The 15,539-nt window shown below is 75.0% G+C and carries 18 protein-coding genes and 1 pseudogene; 14 read left to right on the top strand and 5 right to left on the bottom strand.

What is annotated here, in order from left to right; translation table 11 throughout:
• Positions 1-42: 42 nt before the first annotated feature.
• A complete protein-coding gene (locus ACWCXH_RS11775; RefSeq protein ID WP_449801236.1) occupies positions 43-579 on the bottom strand; it encodes a GNAT family N-acetyltransferase in 537 nt (178 codons plus the stop codon).
• Between the two features lie 77 nt (positions 580-656).
• Here ACWCXH_RS11775 and ACWCXH_RS11770 point away from each other — a divergent pair, with 77 nt between their 5' ends.
• The 5 genes from ACWCXH_RS11770 to ACWCXH_RS11750 all read left to right on the top strand — a co-directional run bounded on the left by ACWCXH_RS11770 (position 657) and on the right by ACWCXH_RS11750 (position 3,247).
• On the top strand, positions 657-1,235 hold the full coding sequence (locus ACWCXH_RS11770) for a GNAT family N-acetyltransferase (protein WP_449801235.1): 579 nt from the start codon (positions 657-659) through the stop codon (positions 1,233-1,235).
• A gap of 196 nt (positions 1,236-1,431) precedes the next feature.
• A complete protein-coding gene (locus ACWCXH_RS11765) occupies positions 1,432-1,875 on the top strand; it encodes an HAD family hydrolase (RefSeq protein ID WP_449801234.1) in 444 nt (147 codons plus the stop codon).
• A 68-nt stretch (positions 1,876-1,943) separates the two neighbouring features.
• Complete coding sequence (locus ACWCXH_RS11760) at positions 1,944-2,354, top strand: DUF3040 domain-containing protein (protein WP_449801233.1); 411 nt, start codon at positions 1,944-1,946, stop codon at positions 2,352-2,354.
• Positions 2,354-2,662: a PRC-barrel domain containing protein gene (locus ACWCXH_RS11755; RefSeq protein WP_449801232.1), complete on the top strand. Its 309-nt coding sequence runs from the start codon at positions 2,354-2,356 to the stop codon at positions 2,660-2,662. Before ACWCXH_RS11760 ends, ACWCXH_RS11755 begins: the two co-directional genes overlap by 1 nt.
• A 3-nt stretch (positions 2,663-2,665) precedes the next feature.
• Positions 2,666-3,247, top strand: coding sequence for a type 1 glutamine amidotransferase domain-containing protein (locus tag ACWCXH_RS11750; RefSeq protein ID WP_449801231.1), 582 nt, complete (start codon positions 2,666-2,668; stop codon positions 3,245-3,247).
• Positions 3,248-3,342: 95 nt separating this feature from the next.
• Here ACWCXH_RS11750 and ACWCXH_RS11745 read toward each other — a convergent pair whose 3' ends face one another.
• Together ACWCXH_RS11745 and ligD are read right to left on the bottom strand one after the other, a co-directional pair.
• Complete coding sequence (locus tag ACWCXH_RS11745) at positions 3,343-4,194, bottom strand: ATP-dependent DNA ligase (protein ID WP_449801345.1); 852 nt, start codon at positions 4,192-4,194, stop codon at positions 3,343-3,345.
• Between the two features lie 54 nt (positions 4,195-4,248).
• Positions 4,249-5,127: pseudogene (ligD, locus tag ACWCXH_RS11740) on the bottom strand (non-homologous end-joining DNA ligase); the annotation flags it as partial.
• Between the two features lie 276 nt (positions 5,128-5,403).
• Between ligD and ACWCXH_RS11735 the strand changes: the two are divergent.
• Entirely contained in the window at positions 5,404-5,838 is a 435-nt protein-coding gene (locus tag ACWCXH_RS11735; RefSeq protein ID WP_449801230.1) for a CBS domain-containing protein, read from the top strand.
• A gap of 160 nt (positions 5,839-5,998) precedes the next feature.
• On the opposite strand, the gene ACWCXH_RS11730 is transcribed toward ACWCXH_RS11735, so the two are convergent.
• The gene (locus ACWCXH_RS11730) at positions 5,999-6,622 is read right to left on the bottom strand and encodes a DinB family protein (RefSeq protein ID WP_449801229.1); all 624 of its coding nucleotides are present in this window, start codon (positions 6,620-6,622) and stop codon (positions 5,999-6,001) included.
• Between the two features lie 74 nt (positions 6,623-6,696).
• Entirely contained in the window at positions 6,697-7,140 is a 444-nt protein-coding gene (locus ACWCXH_RS11725; RefSeq protein WP_449801228.1) for a GNAT family N-acetyltransferase, read from the bottom strand.
• A gap of 239 nt (positions 7,141-7,379) precedes the next feature.
• Here ACWCXH_RS11725 and ACWCXH_RS11720 point away from each other — a divergent pair, with 239 nt between their 5' ends.
• The 8 genes from ACWCXH_RS11720 to ACWCXH_RS11685 all read left to right on the top strand — a co-directional run bounded on the left by ACWCXH_RS11720 (position 7,380) and on the right by ACWCXH_RS11685 (position 15,480).
• A complete protein-coding gene (locus ACWCXH_RS11720; RefSeq protein WP_449801227.1) occupies positions 7,380-7,952 on the top strand; it encodes a hypothetical protein in 573 nt (190 codons plus the stop codon).
• A gap of 229 nt (positions 7,953-8,181) precedes the next feature.
• A complete protein-coding gene (locus ACWCXH_RS11715; protein ID WP_449801226.1) occupies positions 8,182-8,694 on the top strand; it encodes a universal stress protein in 513 nt (170 codons plus the stop codon).
• 73 nt (positions 8,695-8,767) lie between these two features.
• Positions 8,768-9,286, top strand: coding sequence for a hypothetical protein (locus ACWCXH_RS11710; protein ID WP_449801225.1), 519 nt, complete (start codon positions 8,768-8,770; stop codon positions 9,284-9,286).
• A 75-nt stretch (positions 9,287-9,361) separates the two neighbouring features.
• Complete coding sequence (gene pdxR, locus ACWCXH_RS11705) at positions 9,362-10,849, top strand: MocR-like pyridoxine biosynthesis transcription factor PdxR (RefSeq protein ID WP_449801224.1); 1,488 nt, start codon at positions 9,362-9,364, stop codon at positions 10,847-10,849.
• A 163-nt stretch (positions 10,850-11,012) separates the two neighbouring features.
• On the top strand, positions 11,013-11,525 hold the full coding sequence (locus ACWCXH_RS11700) for a hypothetical protein (RefSeq protein WP_449801223.1): 513 nt from the start codon (positions 11,013-11,015) through the stop codon (positions 11,523-11,525).
• Between the two features lie 161 nt (positions 11,526-11,686).
• Positions 11,687-12,535, top strand: coding sequence for a DUF1963 domain-containing protein (locus ACWCXH_RS11695; RefSeq protein ID WP_449801222.1), 849 nt, complete (start codon positions 11,687-11,689; stop codon positions 12,533-12,535).
• Between the two features lie 451 nt (positions 12,536-12,986).
• Positions 12,987-14,393, top strand: a complete 1,407-nt coding sequence (locus tag ACWCXH_RS11690; protein WP_449801221.1) for a family 2B encapsulin nanocompartment shell protein — start codon at positions 12,987-12,989, stop codon at positions 14,391-14,393.
• Between the two features lie 226 nt (positions 14,394-14,619).
• Positions 14,620-15,480: a hypothetical protein gene (locus ACWCXH_RS11685; protein WP_449801220.1), complete on the top strand. Its 861-nt coding sequence runs from the start codon at positions 14,620-14,622 to the stop codon at positions 15,478-15,480.
• Positions 15,481-15,539 lie beyond the last annotated feature (59 nt).

The following is a 15,539-nucleotide window of genomic DNA, read 5'->3' as shown; positions in this document are numbered from 1 at the left end:
CAAGGCGTTCGAGGTGTACGCCGGCCCCTGCGCCGCCCTCCGTCACCAGAGGTCGCCGGAGCGCCAGTCGCAGGTCAGCGGACCGCTCAGGTCCAGCGGGGCCGTCCCCGGCAGGACGTACACTCCGCCCTCGTCGTCCGGCGTCGGCCGCTCCCCGCCGCGCGGGGTGGCCGCCGACAGCAGGCCGTGCCACCGCTGCCAGCCGCGGTGCTCGTAGAACTCGACGGCCGCGTCCGAGGCGCTGAGCGCGCCGAGGTCGTACGCGCCCTGGATCAGACCCGCGATCGAGCCCATCAGCACCGTGCCGTGCCCGCGCCCCTGCCGGTCCGCCCGGACGGCGACGCCCTCGACGTACCCCGCCCGCAACTCCCGCCCGTCGTGCCGGAACACCCGCGGCACGACCGCCGCGTGCCCGATCAGCACGCCGTCCTCCCGCAGCAGCGCGTGCACGCCGCCCTGCGCGTGCTGCCAGTCGGCCTCGGTCATGTCGGCGCCGAAGACGTCGAACAGCAGGGCCCGGGCCCCGCCCAGCGCGGATCCGTCCAACTCGGCCGTGCGGGCCGTCAGTAGCTCGATCACGGGCCGATCCTCGCACTGCCGCCCCGCTGCCGGAAATTCGCTGGCAGGGCGGCCGGGGAGCGGGATAGGAAGAGCGGATGAGCACCGACCAGCGGACCTTCCGCCCCACCACACTCGACCTCGGGGACGTCGCGCTCCGCCCGTGGGGCCGCGCCCTCGACCTGCCGGGCGGCACCGCGCAGGCCCTCGTCGCCGCCGCGGCCGACCCGGAGATCGTCCGCTGGAACCCGCTCTCCGCCGCCGACGCGGCCGCCGCCGAGGCCTACCTCGACCGCTGCGACACGGGCTGGGCGCAGGGCCGCACCGCCGCCTTCGCGATCACCGGCGCCGTCGACGGCACCCTGTGCGGCAACGTCGCCCTGAAGTGGACGGACCGCGAGGACGGGCTGGCCATGATCGGCTACTGGCTCCTGTCCGCCGCCCGCGGCCGCGGCATCGCGACCCGTGCCACCACCGCCGTCACCCGCTGGGCCGTCGAGACGGCGGCCGCCCGCCGCATCGAGATCGCCCACGCGGTCGGCAACGACGCCTCCTGCCACGTCGCCGAGCGCTGCGGCTTCCCCTACGAGGGCACCCTCCGCGCGTCCTACCGCCCCGCCGGCCGGGAGTACACCGACGAACACCTCCACGCCCGCCTGGCCACCGACCCCTGGTGATGCGCCGAGTGCGGACAGGGTCATGCCCGTCCCGTCCGGCGGGGCCGGTCGGGGCCGGCGTCCGCACCGGCGGGTCGGGCGCGGAAACCGGCGGTCGGCCGGCAGCGCGCCGGGTGGGGCGGAGGCCTAACCTGGAAGGGCGCGTTCCGTGTGCGGCCCGCGTCCGCGCACGGGGCCGGAAGGGAAGCGGTGGGCCATGACCGTGGTCTCGACGGCACTCTTCGGCACCGACTGGCGTCCCGCGCCGCCCGGTGCCGCGGACCTGCTGCGCGAATGCGCCGCCCGGGGCTGGACGGTCGTCCTGACCGCCCCGGGCCCCGCCGGGGCACCCGCGCTGACCGTGACCACCCCCGGGAGCGACCCCGTGCGGGCCGCCCTCGACCTCGTCGGCGGCACCGCCGAACACGCCGTGTACGTCGCCGGCAGCGTCCGCGAGGTGCTCGCCGCCCGCCGCGCCGGGCTGCTGTGCCTCGCCCTGGAGACCGGCCGGGACGGCGCCGGTGACCTGCGGGCCGCGGGCGCGGCCGAGGTCCACCGCGACTCCGCCGCCCTGCTGCGGGTACTGGACGACAGCCTGCTCGCACGCCCCCGGGCCTTCGGGCCCGTCGGCGCGGGAACAGGCCGTCCCGGAGGCGGTTAGCGCAGGCCCGTACCGGGCAACCGCCCGGGTACGAGCACGTCACCGGAAGTGTGTCGGAGGTGACCGAGATGGACGGACCCTCGCTGAGCGGACGGGAACGGCGGCTCCTCGAGGAGATCGAGTCCGAGCTGCGCCAGGACACCCGCCTCGACCGGAAGCTGAGCGCCATGGGTGCCAAACGGCCGGGCCGCGTCCGGACCTCTCTGCGCCGCGCGGCCCGCCGGATCCCCGTCGGAGTGGTGGTGACCGCGCTCGTGATGACGGGGATCTGCCTGAGCGTCGGGGTGCGGACCCCGACCGTGGCCGTGCTCGCCGCCCTCGGCGTGGTCTGGTCGGCCTCCCTGGCCGTCGCCGTTGCCGCGGCCGTCCTGCTGCGCCGCCGTGCCGGCGCCCGGCGCCGAGACCCGTTCGACCGTCCCGACGGCCCCGACCGCCCCGAGGGGCGCCAGCGGCGGCCCTGGGACCAACCGGAGGTGTGATGACCACCGACCTGTGGGAGTACCGCCCGGGCTCCCACCACGCCGCCGAACTCAGCCTGACCGGCTACGAGGTGGAGGCGACCGACGGCCCGCTCGGGCGGGTCGAGCAGGACACCGGCGACCACCTGCTGGTCGACGCCGGGTCGTGGGTGCCGGGCTCCCGCGTGCTCGTGCCGGTCGGCCTGGTCGCCCGGATCGACCACCTGGAGCTGGTCGTCCACCTCGACTGCCCGCGCGCCCGGGTGCGCTCCGCGCCGCCGCCCGTGGCCGTCGACGTCCTCGGGCTCACCGGCCCCGGCCCGCGGTGAGCCATGCGCTGGCCCGCCACCACGCTCACCGGCCGGACCGTCGCCTTCCTCGTCGCGCCCTACGGCGTGGAGGAGATCGAACTCACCTCCCCGTGGCAGGCGGTGGCCGAGGCCGGGGGCACGCCCCGGCTGCTGTCCACCGCGCCGGGCCGGGTGCAGGCCGTCCGGCACCGGGCACCGGGTGACACCTTCGCGGTGGACGCGGTCGTCGCGGACGCGGAGGCCGCCGAGTACGACGGGCTCGTCCTGCCCGGTGGCGTCGCGAGCCCCGACCACCTGCGGCAGGACCGGGGCGCGGTCGCCTTCGTGCACGTCTTCTGCGCGTCGGGTCGGCCGGTCGCGGCGATCTGCCACGGACCGTGGACGCTCATCGAGGCCGACGCCGTCCGCGGCCGCACCCTCACCTCCTGGCCCAGCCTGCGCACCGACCTCGTCAACGCCGGCGCCCACTGGGTCGACGCCGAGGTCCACGTCTGCCACGACGGCCCCGGCCCGCTGATCACCAGCCGCAAGCCCGCCGACCTCCCGGTCTTCGACGACACCCTGGTCACCGAGTTCGCCCACGCGACGGAGCGGAGGCAGTGAGCCGATGGGGGCCGGCGGGGCCCAGCAGGCGGGGTACCGAGGTGAATTGAACCGGTCTTCCCTCCAATGGCTCGGCTGGGCAAGGGCCTTGGAGTTCAGTCGCCCCGCAGGCGGGTGTAGGTGGCGGTCGGTGGGCGGCCGGTGAGGGTGACCTCGGCGCGGAGGGGGGTTCCGAGCGGGTGGACGGTGCCGTGGGTGGGGTCGCGGACGGGCGGGGCGAGGTGGGGGCGGGCGGCCTCGGCGATCTGGCGGGCCTGGACGGCGGTCAGCCGCGGGGTGGTGAGGAGGACGCGGCCGTCGTCGAGTTCGACGACGAGGGCGTGCGGGCGGGCCGCCGGGCCGGTGAGCGCGCGGACGAGGGCGTCGACGGTGTCGGTGCGGCGGTACTTCACCCAGACCCGGCCCGCGCCCTGCGCCCGGTACGCCGAGCCGGCGGCCTTGCAGACCAGGCCCTCGACGCCGGTGGCCGCGAGGCGCTCCATCCAGACGAGGGCCTCCGCCCGGTCGGTGGTGGCCATGACGGGCTGGATCGGCGGCGGGACGTCCGCGAGCGCCGCGAGCAGCAGTCGGCGGCGGTCGGCCAGCGGCAGCCGGCGCACGTCGCGCCCGGGGAGCGCGAGGACGTCGAAGGCGATCAGCCCGAGCGCGACGTCGTCGCCCGCGCGGGCCCGGCGGGTGCGCAGGAGCTCCTCGAAGGCGAACCGGCCCGCCCGCCACGCGACGAGCTCGGCGTCCAGCACGAGCCCTTCGGGCAGCCGGGCGACGGCGGCGGCGATCGGCGGGAACTCGGGGGCGAGGTCGCGCCCGCTGCGGGACTGGAGGTAGGCCGGGCGGCTCCCGCGGGCGAAGGCGAGGCAGCGGAAGCCGTCCAGTTTGAGCTCGTACTGCACGCCCCCGCCGCCGAGCCCGTCCGCCGGCGGGACGGCCGCGACGGCGGCCGGGCGCATGACCTCGACGGGCGGTTGGAGCACCTGGCGGGTGGGTTCGAGCGGCGGGCCGGCCGGGAGGGGGCGGGCACGCTCGGGGTCGAGCAGCGGGGCGAGGAGGTCGCCGTGGGCGGCGAGCCGCTCGGGGACGTCGCCGAGCGTGAACACCAGGTCGTCCTCGGAGTCGGCCTCGGCGAGCTCCGCCCAGGTGAGCGGGGTGGACACGGTGGGCAGCGGGCGGGCGCGCAGCGTGTAGGGGGCGGCGGTGGTCTTCTTGGCGTTGTTCTGGGACCAGTCGACGAAGACCCGTCCGGCCCGGCGGGCCTTGGCCATGGTGTGGACGACGAGCTCGGGGTGGTCCGCCTCCAGGGCGGCGGCCAGCGCCTTCGCGTAGGCGCAGACGCGGGTGCTCGGGGTGGGTTCGAGCGGCACGAGCAGGTGGAGGCCCTTGGAGCCGGAGGTCTTGACCCAGGCGGCGAGCCCGTCCGCGGCCAGCCGCTCCCGGAGCAGCCCGGCGACCGTCCGGCAGGTGAGGACGGTCGCGCCCTCGCCCGGGTCGAGGTCGAGGACCAGCCGGTCGGCCAGCCCGGGCGCGGCTGTGTGCCACTGCGGGACGTGCAGTTCGAGGCAGCCGAGGTTGGCCGCCCAGAGCAGCGCGGCGCCGTCGTCCAGGACGACCTGGCGCAGGTCGCCGCTGTCGCTGGGCACCTCGACCGTGCGGACCCAGTGCGGGGTGCCGGCGGGCGGGTTCTTGGCGATGAACACCTCGGCCTCGACGCCGTCCGGGCAGCGCAGGAAGGAGACGGGGCGGTCGTGCAGGTGGGGGAGGAGCGCGGTGTGGACGGCCGCGTAGTAGCCGAGGACCTCGCCCTTCAGCGTGCCGGTCCGCGGGTAGTAGACCTTGTCGAGGTGGGAGAGCGCGAGCGTGCGCCCGTCCACCACCATCTGCGGCATGGGCCGCCTCCGAAGCCGTCGGTCTGGCCCCCGCTGCCAGTCTGCCCGGGTCGTGGGGCGGGCGCTTGCGCATGAGGGTTTCCCTCCGAACGGGCCGCACACCGGTCGGCGTGCGGTCTGTCTCACCCGGGCGGCGGCTTTCGGCGAAAGCCCGGGGTCGCGGGCGGGCGGGATGTTGCCTATGGTGATCGTGCGGTCACACCGCGGGTTCGCGGTGCTGACGGGGGAGCGAGCGGGGGGAACCACCTGGGGGGAACCACTCACGAAGGAGTCCCCGTGACCACTGCCCGAGAGATCATGCACACCGGCGCCCAGTGCATCGGCGCGCACCAGACGCTCACCGAGGCCGCGAAGATGATGCGCGACAAGAACGTCGGTGCGCTCCCGATCTGCGGCGACGACCAGAGGCTGAAGGGCATCATCACCGACCGCGACATCGTCGTGCGATGTCTGGCGGAGGGCAAGGACCCGGCCAAGATGACGGCCATGGAGCTCTCCGGCCACCTGCACTGCGTGCGCGCCGACGACGACATGGACGCGGTGCTGCGGAAGATGGAGCAGCACCAGATCCGGCGCATCCCGGTGATCGACGGCGAGCGGCTGGTCGGCATGATCAGCGAGGCCGACCTGGCGATGGGCCGGCGCGAGGGCCAGCGCCTGACGGACCAGCAGATCATCGATTTCATGGATGGCGTCTACGTGAAGGCCTGACCGGCCGGACGCCCCCGCGACGGCGGGCCCCCGCGCGAACGACCGTGCGGAGGCCCGCCGTTGCCGTGTCGATGTTGACGGTGCGTCAGGTGTTTCGCGGCCTGCCGTCGGTGCTGCAGGCGTGGGAGACGGCGCCGTTGGCGACGAGGCCCCGGGCGGCCTACCGGCGCGGGGAGTAGCGGTAGAGGTCGCGAAGCAGCGCGATCTCGGCGCCGTGGTGGAGGAGTTCCTGGTTGACCCACCAGACGACGTCCAGGAACGCCTCCTCCGGGTCGCCGCCGTACGGGTAGGCGCTGTGGCCGACGGTGTCGAGCGCGGCGTCGTCGGCGGCCAGCAGCGCCTCCCGCCAGGCGTTCGCGGCGGCGTCGAAGGCCGCGAGCGCGGACTGCGCGTCGCCGCACACCGGGAAGGCCTCGCGGGTGAGCGAGCGGGTGCCGTTCGTGTGGTCGGCGCGCAGCAGCAGCAGCTCGGTCAGGTGGGTCAGCCGCCAGGCCAGGGTGGTGAACGGCGGCGGCTCGGGGTGCGGCCACCCGGCGGTGTCCCGCCCCCACTCGCCCGCGCCGACCAGCAGCGTGGCGCGCTCGCCCGGCCCGTCCGCGTGCCGCCGCACCGACCAGCACCCGGGCACCGGCTCCCAGCGGTACTCGTCGTCCGTCAGCGGCCCGACGGCCACCTCCGTGCCGTTGCCGCTGTCGACGGCGGGACCGGCGAGCCGGCCGTGCAGGCGGGTGCGGGCGAAGTCGAACTCGGCCAGCAGCGGGACGAGTCGGGGCGGCAGGGGCATCGGGACGCCTCCGGGCGGTGGCGGGGTGCGGACGGTCGAACGCTGCCACACCCGGCCCGCGCCCGCGAGCGGATTTACCGGTCGCCGACGATCATCAGGTTCCCCGGATCCGGGAACGGCACGAAACCGGCCCGGGCGTACACCTCGTGGGCGTCCACCGTCGAGAGCAGGATGCGCTTGAGCGCGTACGGCCGCAGGTGCTCGACCACGGCCGCGGCCAGCCGCGTGCCCAGCCCGCGGCCCCGGTGGGCGCGGTCCACGTACACGTCGCACAGCCAGGCGAACGTGGCGAGGTCCGTGACCACCCGGGCGAACGCCACCTGCTCGCCGCCCTCCGCCGCGTACACCCCGAAGGGCAGCGACGCCCGGACGGACTGCTCGACCACTTCCCGGCTGCGCCCGAGGGCCCAGAACGCGTCGGTGGAGAGCCAGTGGTGCACCCGGTCGAGGTCGATCCGGGCGGGGTCGGTGTCGATGTCGTAGCCGTCGCGCTGTTCGAGGATCTGTTCAGGGCTCATCCGCCGGATGCTAGCGGGCGCCCCCGCCCCCTCGTCGGCGTCCTGCCCGCCCTCCCGGGTGCGCGTGGGCCGCATCCTTCGTCGGGCGGCGTCCCGCCAGGCCCCCGCTGGGCTTCCCCGCTCCTCACCGCACCTCCAGTGGCGGGAAGTTGGACGGAAATCGGCTAACGGCCGACGCGCCCGCGGAGGTACCGTGCGCCTTGGTGAGCATCCGTCAAGGCCGATGAGGGGGGCGTGCCATGGGGGGCGGACGGCAGAGCCTGGCGCGGGGGTACTTCCTGCGGGAGGCGGCCGCGTTGCAGCGGGCGAATGCCGGTGGTGCGCGGCGGTTGGAGCGCATCGTGTTCCCGGGGGCGGGTGTCGCGGTCGTCGGGACGTCCGGGGGAGAGGTGCGGCTCGACGTGAGCGCCTCGCGGGACGAGCTGTTCGCGGCGCTCGGCGGGGAGGTCGCAGGGTGGGCGGAGCCGGACCGCGGGGTGGCACCGCGTTTGCCGGTGTCGGCCCCGGCACCCCCGCTGGCGGTCTACGCGGATCTGCTGGACGACCTCGGGGACCTCGTCTTCACGCTCACCACCTACCCCGCCGACGTCGGCCGTCCGGAGGCGGCGGCGCGGCTCGACGCCGTGCGGCTGGTCGGCGGGGCGACGGCGGTGGTGGTGCAGGTGTGCGCGCCGAGCGGCACGCACCGGATACGGATCCCGCTGGACTCGGGCGTCCCGCTGGTCGCGCTGCCGCTGGCGATCGCCGAGCACCTGCTGACGGCGGGGGACGGCACGGACTGGGACTACCCGACGGGCCCGACCGGGAAGTAGGGAACGCGACGGGGCTGCCGCTCGGGGTGGCCCGCACCACAGGCCTCACCCGGAGCGCCCCGTGTCCTCACTCCGGGCGGCGGGCATAGCCTCTGGCCATGAGCGAGCGAAGCATGGGGGTCCCCCTGGCCGGAGGCCGGGGGAGAACCATCAAGAGGTGCGTGTGGGCGAATGTCCCTGCCAAGGGGTGGGGACACTCCCGGCCGGGGGCTGAGGGAGGGGCGGGCACATGAGCAATGACAGCGATGCACAGGCCCCCGGCGGCGCCGAGGAGCACGAGGCGGCGGTCGCACCCGCCGGGTTCGAACTGGGGACGGACGGGCCGAAGGTGATCCTGGCCGGGCTGGACGGCTCGGACTCCTCGTGGCGGGCCACCGCCTACGCGGCAGGCCTGGCCCGGCGGCAGGGCGCGACCCTGGCGGTGGCCTACGTGCAGCCCGTGCTCGGCGCGGCCACCGCGCTGGCGGGGGCGGCGGTCGAGGAGACCACCCGGGAGATCGCCGACGACCTCTTGGCGGCCCTGCGCGACGCCGAGCAGCGGATGAAGGACGTGTGGCGGGTCGAGTGGCGCTTCCTGACCATGCGCGGCGACCCCTATACGGGGCTGGCCAAGCTCGCGGACGAGCTGCGGGCCGACGCCGTCGTCGTCGGCGCCTCCGAACAGGCCGGGCACCGGGTGATCGGCTCGGTGGCCGTCCGACTGGTGAAGGCGGGGCGCTGGCCGGTGACCGTCGTCCCGTAGCGGACCCCGTGTCGGGCCCCGTGGCCGACCCGGGCGCGGGGCCGTCCCCGCCCGGGCGCTAGGCTCCACCCCCATGATCGAGATCACGGGGGTCCAGGCCGAGCCTGGTGGCAGCGTCACGCTGAGCTTCGAGGACAGACGATTCAAGGCCGAGCCGGAAGAGTCGGGGCGGGACTGGCACGGGATCTTCCTGGCCGGGACCGGCATCTGCCTGGTCCTGATGCTGGTGTCGCTGTTCGGCTTCGGCTTCGTCATCCACAAGGCCCACCTCACGAAGCTGGAGGGGCCGAACGCCGTCCTCTTCTTCGGGTGCCTCGGGCTCGCCATGCTGTTCGCCGCCCTGGCGTGGCTGAGCGAGCAGATCACCGACTTCTTCGGCAGCGGCAGGCCGAAAGCGTATTCCCTCGCGGTCGAGCAGATCGCCGGGATCCAGTACGAGCAGACCGACCCGCAGGGCGGCCTGCGGGCCGCCGTGCGCAAGGCGGACGGCGACGTCGTCCGGTTCAGCGTGGCCGGCGCCAAGGGGCCGCAGCTGTACCAGGCGTTCGACCGGATGTTCCGGCCCTCGCCGCAGCAGTACGGCGTCCGCTGACCGGGCCCACCGCCGCGCAGCGGGGCCGGGGCCGACCGGAGGGCGGGCGGCGCGGCGGAGATAGGCTGCATGACCATGACGGACACGCCGGTCACGCACCCCCGCCAGCCCGATCCCGCCCGCCCGACCGACCCCGCCCACCAGACCGGCAATGACCTCCACCTCGACCTGCCCGCCACCGGCGGCCGCAGAGCGGCCCTGATGACGGCCCTGCGCGAGGCCATCCGCAGCGGACGGCTGGCCCCCGGCACCCGGCTGCCGCCCTACCGCTCGCTCGCCGCCGACCTCGGCCTCGCCCGCAACACCGCCGCCGAGGCCTACGCCGAACTCGTCGCCGAGGGCTGGCTCACCGCCCGCCAGGGCTCCGGCACCACCGTCGCCGAGCGGGCCGAGCCCGTGCCGACCACCCGGGCCCGCCGCCCCTCCGTCCGCCCCGGGCCCGTCCACGACCTGCGCCAGGGGCAGCCGGACGCCGCCTCCTTCCCGCGCTCCGCCTGGCTCGCCGCCGGCCGCCGCGCCCTCACCGCCGCGCCCAACGAGGCGTTCGGGCCCGGCGATCCGCAGGGGCGGCGGGAACTGCGTACCGTCCTCGCCGACTACCTGGCCCGCGCCCGCGGCGTGCGCACCGACCCCGACCGGATCGTCGTCTGCTCCGGCTTCGCGCACGCGGTGCGGCTGCTGTTCGACGGCGCGGGTGCCGTCCTGCCCGCCGGGGAGAACGGGCCGCTGGCCGTCGAGGGCTACGGGCTGTCCTTCCACCGTGCGCTGCTCGCGGGGGCGGGCGTCGCCACCGTGCCGCTCCCGCTGGACGAGCACGGCGCCCAGGTCGGAGAGTTGACGCAGCGCCACGGCCGCCAGGACGTCCGCACGGTCCTCCTCACCCCCGCCCACCAGTTCCCCACCGGCGGACCGCTGCACCCCGCCCGGCGCGCCGCCGTCGTCGACTGGGCGCGCGGGCGCGGCGGGCTCGTCCTGGAGGACGACTACGACGGTGAGTTCCGCTACGACCGCCAGCCCGTCGGCGCCGTCCAGGGGCTCGACCCGGAGCGCGTGGTCTACCTCGGCACGGCGAGCAAGAGCCTGTCGCCCGCGCTGCGCCTCGGTTGGATGGTGCTGCCCGACCACCTGGTCGACCGGGTGCTCGCGGCCAAGGGTGAACGCGAGGGCTGGGCCAGCGCGTTGGACCAGCTGACCCTCGCCGAGTTCATCGACTCCGGCGGTTACGACCGGCACGTCCGCCGGATGCGCCGCCGCTACCGGGAGCGCCGCGACCGGCTGGTGGCCGCCCTCGCCGAGAGTGCCCCGCACATCGCGGTGTCCGGCATCGCGGCCGGTCTGCACGCGGTGCTGCGGCTCGCGCCCGGCACCGAGCGCTCGGTGCTCAAGGCCGCCGCCTACCAGGGCCTGGCCGTGGACGGGCTCGCCGACTACCGGCACCCGGGGCTCGCGGCGGCCGACATGCCGACGGCCGACGGCCTCGTGGTCGGCTACGCGACCCCGCCCGACCACGCCTACCCGGCGGCGCTCGCCGCCCTGTGCGACATCCTGCCGCCCCTGGCCTGAGTCGTGCGCCGGCCGCGTGGCGGGCAGGGTACGGCGCCGGGCGGCGGCGCGGGACGGAACGCGTGCGCAATGGCCCGCCGCGTCCGCCCGTGCGTCGTCACCCGGTACGAGCCGGGGCGGAGGCGTGCAACGGAACCGGTACCGGCCCCTACGCTCCATGGTCATGCGCAGAACACATCCGAGGCGTTCCGCTCTTGCCGCGATCCCGGCCGTGGCCGCCGGTCTGCTCCTCTCCGCGGCCCCCGCCCAGGCCGCCGCGCCACTGCCGCTCACGGCCGTCGTGGACCGGGCGACGACCACCCCGGGCGGCGCGTTCACGCTGACGCTGACGCTTTCCAACCCGTACGACACACCGATCCAGTTCGTCTACCAGAGCGTCCAGCCGACCTACCCGACCACCCTGGAGAAGGGCCTCACGTTCACCGCGACCGCTTGCGGCACCCAGACCAACGGGTGCAGCGAGAACGTGCACGGCGGCATCGCCCGCTACAACGTGCCGCTCGCGCCCGGCACCTCCAGCAGCTTCACCATCACCTACACCGTCGCCCCGGACTCCGCCTGCGGCGCGGGTACCCGGATCGACCTGTACACCTACCTCTACTACGAGTACAACACCGGCCTGGCCAGCAACTCCGGCATCGTCAACATTCCCGGCACACAGGTGTCCTGCGCCTGACCCGGCTCCCGTAGACCCCCCTGACCCCTCGCCCGTCCCCCGGAATCCCCCGATCTCCCGTCAGGTGCCGGCCGCCCCCCGTACCGGCACCTGACGGGCCGTTCGTGACCCCACCGGCCCGTGCCCCGGTGCTGTCGGTGGCGGGTGGCAGGCTGGGGACCATGGCTGAACCGCTGCGCACCGAACCCGTCGACGACCTGCTCGTGCCGATGCCGTACGGCGTGTACGCCGCCATCCGGGAGCGGGCCGGAGAGCGGACCGCCCCGCTCGTGGACCGGCTGCTCCGGTCCTCCCTCGCCCTGTCCCCGGATCTCGCCCTGTCCCCGGAGGGTCTGTCCACGGACCTCGCCCCGACCCCGGACCGCGGCGACGAGTCCGCCGGGGGCCCTGCCGTCGGCCGGCTCGGCGGGCCGGCCGCGCTGCCCGCGGACGTCGAGTGGCCCGTCCACGGCGAGCACCCGATGCAGCTCGTCGCCCAACTCGACTGCGCAGGGCTGACCGAGGCCCACCGCACCACCGGGCCCGGCGGCCGGTGGCCGCTGCCGGCCGACGGGCTGCTGCTGTTCTTCCACGACGACCTGTTCACCGACTACGCCGGCCGCGGCTGCCGGGTCCTGCACGTCCCCGCCGGGGCGCCGCCGCGGTCCGAGCCGGCCGCCCGGAGCGGCTTCGCCCCGCTCGCCGTCGTCCCGGTGCGGGCGAGGTGGGCGCTGTCCGCGCCGTCGTACCAGGACCGCGAGTTGGAGGACCTGTTCCCCGACGACTTCATGGTCGCGCTCGACCTCGCCTCCGACTTCCGTGACCACCTGCCCAGCCCCGACGTCCGGGTGCTCGGCTGGTGCGACACCGACACCGGGCGGCACGAGGGGCACCGCCCGCTGCTCCAGGTCGAGGCCTCGGCGGTCGGCGCGCACTGGGGCGAGACCGTCAACGTCTCCTTCTGGATCACCGACGAGGACCTGGCCGCCGGGTGCTTCGACCGCGTCCGCCACGGCATCGAGGTGGCCTGACCACCGGCCCGCGCACGAACCGACGCACCGCCACGCCGCAACCGGCCTGGCGGTGCGTCGTGTTGATGCCGCACGCCTCCCGTCGTCCCGCGATCCGCCTCCCCGAGCGGTCGGACCGGGCCCGCGGACGCCCGGAACACGCGCCTGAACACGCCCTTGCCGCAAGCGGAACCGCGCGGCGGACGGAGGTTTGCCAGGTCTTCGGCACGGACCGGGGGGATCCGGATCAGATTCACCCTATCGGGGGGCAGTCGGCCGCCATTCGGGTCCGGCCGGGCGCCGGTGATCTAGGGTTCCGGATGGGCCGCCGGGAGGAGGCGCCCCCAGCCGCGCACACTTCGCGAACGCCCCCACCAATACACGCATCTGATGATCCGTCATGGCCCTTCGCCCAGGGCGGTTCGGCTCGACCCGACCGTGTGATACGACCAGATGAAGGAGACCCCTGCCGATGCCCGTGGACATCAGCCCGGAGACACAGCAGGCACAGCAGCAGTCCCTCGCCACTGCCGCTGCCCGCAACCTCGCGACCACCACCAAGTCCGCACCGCAGATGCAGGAGATCACCTCCCGCTGGCTGCTCCGGGTGCTTCCCTGGGTCGAGGCCCACGGTGGTGCCTACCGGGTGAACCGTCGTCTCACCTACACCGTCGGCAACGGCGTGGTCGAGTTCATCAAGACCGGCTCCGAGGTCCGCGTGATCCCCCGCGAGCTCGGCGAACTCGCCCTGCTGCGCGGCTACGAGGACGACGACGTGCTGACCGCCCTCGCCGACCGCTGCGTGCAGCGGAACTTCGGCCCCGGCGAGGTGCTCGTCACCCAGGGCGAGGCGGCCGACCGGATCCACCTGATCGCGCACGGCAAGATCAACCAGATCGGCACCGGCAAGTACGGCGACGAGACCGTGGTCGGCGTGCTCGGCGACGGCGACCGCTTCGGCGACGACGCCATCCTGAACCCGGACGCCGTCTGGGAGTACACCGTCAAGAGCGCCACCTCCGGTGTCGTCCTCACCCTGAGCCGCCGCGACTTCGAGCAGATCCGCGACAACGCGCCGAGCCTCCAAGAGCACCTGCAGGAGTTCCTGGCCCTGCCGCTGCAGGCGCAGAACGAGCGCGGCGAGGCCGAGATCGCCATGTCGGCCGGCCACCACGGCGAGTTCGAACTGCCCGGCGCCTTCGTGGACTACGAGCTGAAGCCGCGCGAGTACGAGCTGAGCGTCGCCCAGACCATCCTCAAGGTCCACACCCGCGTCGCGGACCTGTACAACCAGCCGATGAACCAGATCGAGCACCAGCTGCGGCTGACCATCGAGGCCCTGCGCGAGCGCCAGGAGTTCGAGATGATCAACAACCCGGAGTTCGGCCTGCTCAACAACGCCGACTTCGACCAGCGGATCCAGACCCACTCCGGCCCGCCCACCCCGGACGACCTGGACGAGCTGCTCAACCGCCGCCGCGACCCCGACTACCTGCTCGCCCACCCGCGCGCCATCGCGGCGATCGGCCGCGAGCTCAACTCCCGCGGGATCTACCCGCACCACGTCGACCTCGGCGGGCAGCAGGTGCCGGCCTGGCGCGGGGTGCCGATCCTGCCGTGCAGCAAGATCCCGATCACCAAGGAGAACACGAGCTCGATCCTCGTGATCCGTACCGGCGAGGACAACCAGGGCGTCATCGGCCTGCACCAGACCGGCCTCCCGGACGAGTACCAGCCGTCGCTGTCGGTCCGCTTCATGGGCATCGACGAGAAGGCGATCATCTCCTACCTGGTCAGCGCCTACTACTCGTGCGCGATCCTGGTGCCGGACGCGGTCGGCGTCCTGGAGAACGTCGAGATCGCGCACGGCCGCCACTGAGCGTGCGGCCGGAATCCGAGCCTCCGCCCGCCAGCGGCGGTCGATTTTTGCTCCCGAACCGAGCCGAAGCCGTAACCGGCCCGCTCGAAGATCGTTTGACCTGATGACGGACGGCCCGCCCCCGGAGGCGGGCCGTCCGCCTGGCGGGGGGTGCTTCGGCGAGCGAGTCCGGCGCCTCTTCCCGACTGGTTCCCGATGCGACGAGACCGAGAGGTGTGTGGATCCCATGCCGCAGCCCCGACGGATACCGGTGGACGACGGAGGGGGCGCCGTCCGCGGGCGACAGGTGCGGCTGGCCGGCGCCGCGGTCGGCGTGGTCGCCATGTGTGCGCTGCTGAGTGGCGCTTCGGCGGCCGGCGCGGAGCCGCACGGCGGGGGGCACCGGCACGGACCGGTCGTCGACATCTGCGTGTGCACCGACACGGACGTCTCGGTGGACGCCGGGCCGGGAGGGAAGGACGTGAGCGTCGGGGTCGACGTGGGCGTCCAGGTCGAGGTCACCGTCGATCCGAACGGCGAGCGCGGTGAGCACGGGCACCACGGGCACCACGGGGGCCACTGGGGACGCCACCCGTGCCCGTGCCCGTGCCCGAGTCCGACGCCGACCCCGACACACACGCCGTCACCCACCTTGACGCCGACCCCCACCCCGACGCCGCAGCCCCCGTCCCCGACCCCGACCCCGGTGCCCACCCCGCCGCCCCGGTCACCGGCACCCCCGCCGCCACCCGCGCCCGTACCGGCGCCGGCCGCGCAGCCCCCCGCCCCGGCCTCGCCGCACCCGACTGCGCCGCAGGCGCCCCCGCGAGCGACACCCGTTCCCCGGACGGCCTCCCCCAGCCCCGCCCCGGCGCTCCCCAGCCCGCCCGCGCCCAGCCCGGTCGCCCCGAGCCCCGCGCTGCCGGCCCCGGAGCCGCCGCTCCGGTTCCACGTACCGGCCGGCAAGCCCCTGGCCGCCGTCCCGGTGCACCACCGCAGTGCCAAGCCCACCACGACGCTGCTGATCGTCACCGTGCCCGCGGTGCTCGTGGCGGCGGCGCTGCGCCCGGGCCGCGGCAGCGGCCGAGGCCGGTCGAACGGCTCCTGATCGCCACTCCCGAACACCCTGCGGGCCCGGACCGGTCGTGTCCGGGCCCGACCCCGACA

The organism is Kitasatospora sp. NPDC001660 (assembly GCF_053596725.1).
Note: the sequence above shows the minus strand (reverse complement) of the source record. Positions and strands in the feature narration are given on the sequence as shown.

Excerpts from the sequence above, each read along its gene's own strand:
- ACWCXH_RS11755 (WP_449801232.1), top strand. The coding sequence starts at position 2,354 with ATGACCACCGACCTGTGGGAGTACCGCCCGGGCTCCCACCACGCCGCC.
- ACWCXH_RS11710 (WP_449801225.1), top strand. The coding sequence starts at position 8,768 with ATGATCGAGATCACGGGGGTCCAGGCCGAGCCTGGTGGCAGCGTCACG.
- ACWCXH_RS11700 (WP_449801223.1), top strand. The coding sequence starts at position 11,013 with ATGCGCAGAACACATCCGAGGCGTTCCGCTCTTGCCGCGATCCCGGCC.
- ACWCXH_RS11720 (WP_449801227.1), top strand. The coding sequence starts at position 7,380 with ATGGGGGGCGGACGGCAGAGCCTGGCGCGGGGGTACTTCCTGCGGGAG.
- ACWCXH_RS11725 (WP_449801228.1), bottom strand. The coding sequence starts at position 7,140 with ATGAGCCCTGAACAGATCCTCGAACAGCGCGACGGCTACGACATCGAC.
- ACWCXH_RS11730 (WP_449801229.1), bottom strand. The coding sequence starts at position 6,622 with ATGCCCCTGCCGCCCCGACTCGTCCCGCTGCTGGCCGAGTTCGACTTC.
- ACWCXH_RS11690 (WP_449801221.1), top strand. The coding sequence starts at position 12,987 with ATGCCCGTGGACATCAGCCCGGAGACACAGCAGGCACAGCAGCAGTCC.
- ACWCXH_RS11715 (WP_449801226.1), top strand. The coding sequence starts at position 8,182 with ATGAGCAATGACAGCGATGCACAGGCCCCCGGCGGCGCCGAGGAGCAC.
- pdxR (WP_449801224.1), top strand. The coding sequence starts at position 9,362 with ATGACGGACACGCCGGTCACGCACCCCCGCCAGCCCGATCCCGCCCGC.
- ACWCXH_RS11770 (WP_449801235.1), top strand. The coding sequence starts at position 657 with ATGAGCACCGACCAGCGGACCTTCCGCCCCACCACACTCGACCTCGGG.
- ACWCXH_RS11760 (WP_449801233.1), top strand. The coding sequence starts at position 1,944 with ATGGACGGACCCTCGCTGAGCGGACGGGAACGGCGGCTCCTCGAGGAG.
- ACWCXH_RS11745 (WP_449801345.1), bottom strand. The coding sequence starts at position 4,194 with ATGCGCCCGGCCGCCGTCGCGGCCGTCCCGCCGGCGGACGGGCTCGGC.
- ACWCXH_RS11750 (WP_449801231.1), top strand. The coding sequence starts at position 2,666 with ATGCGCTGGCCCGCCACCACGCTCACCGGCCGGACCGTCGCCTTCCTC.
- ACWCXH_RS11765 (WP_449801234.1), top strand. The coding sequence starts at position 1,432 with ATGACCGTGGTCTCGACGGCACTCTTCGGCACCGACTGGCGTCCCGCG.
- ACWCXH_RS11685 (WP_449801220.1), top strand. The coding sequence starts at position 14,620 with ATGCCGCAGCCCCGACGGATACCGGTGGACGACGGAGGGGGCGCCGTC.
- ACWCXH_RS11695 (WP_449801222.1), top strand. The coding sequence starts at position 11,687 with ATGGCTGAACCGCTGCGCACCGAACCCGTCGACGACCTGCTCGTGCCG.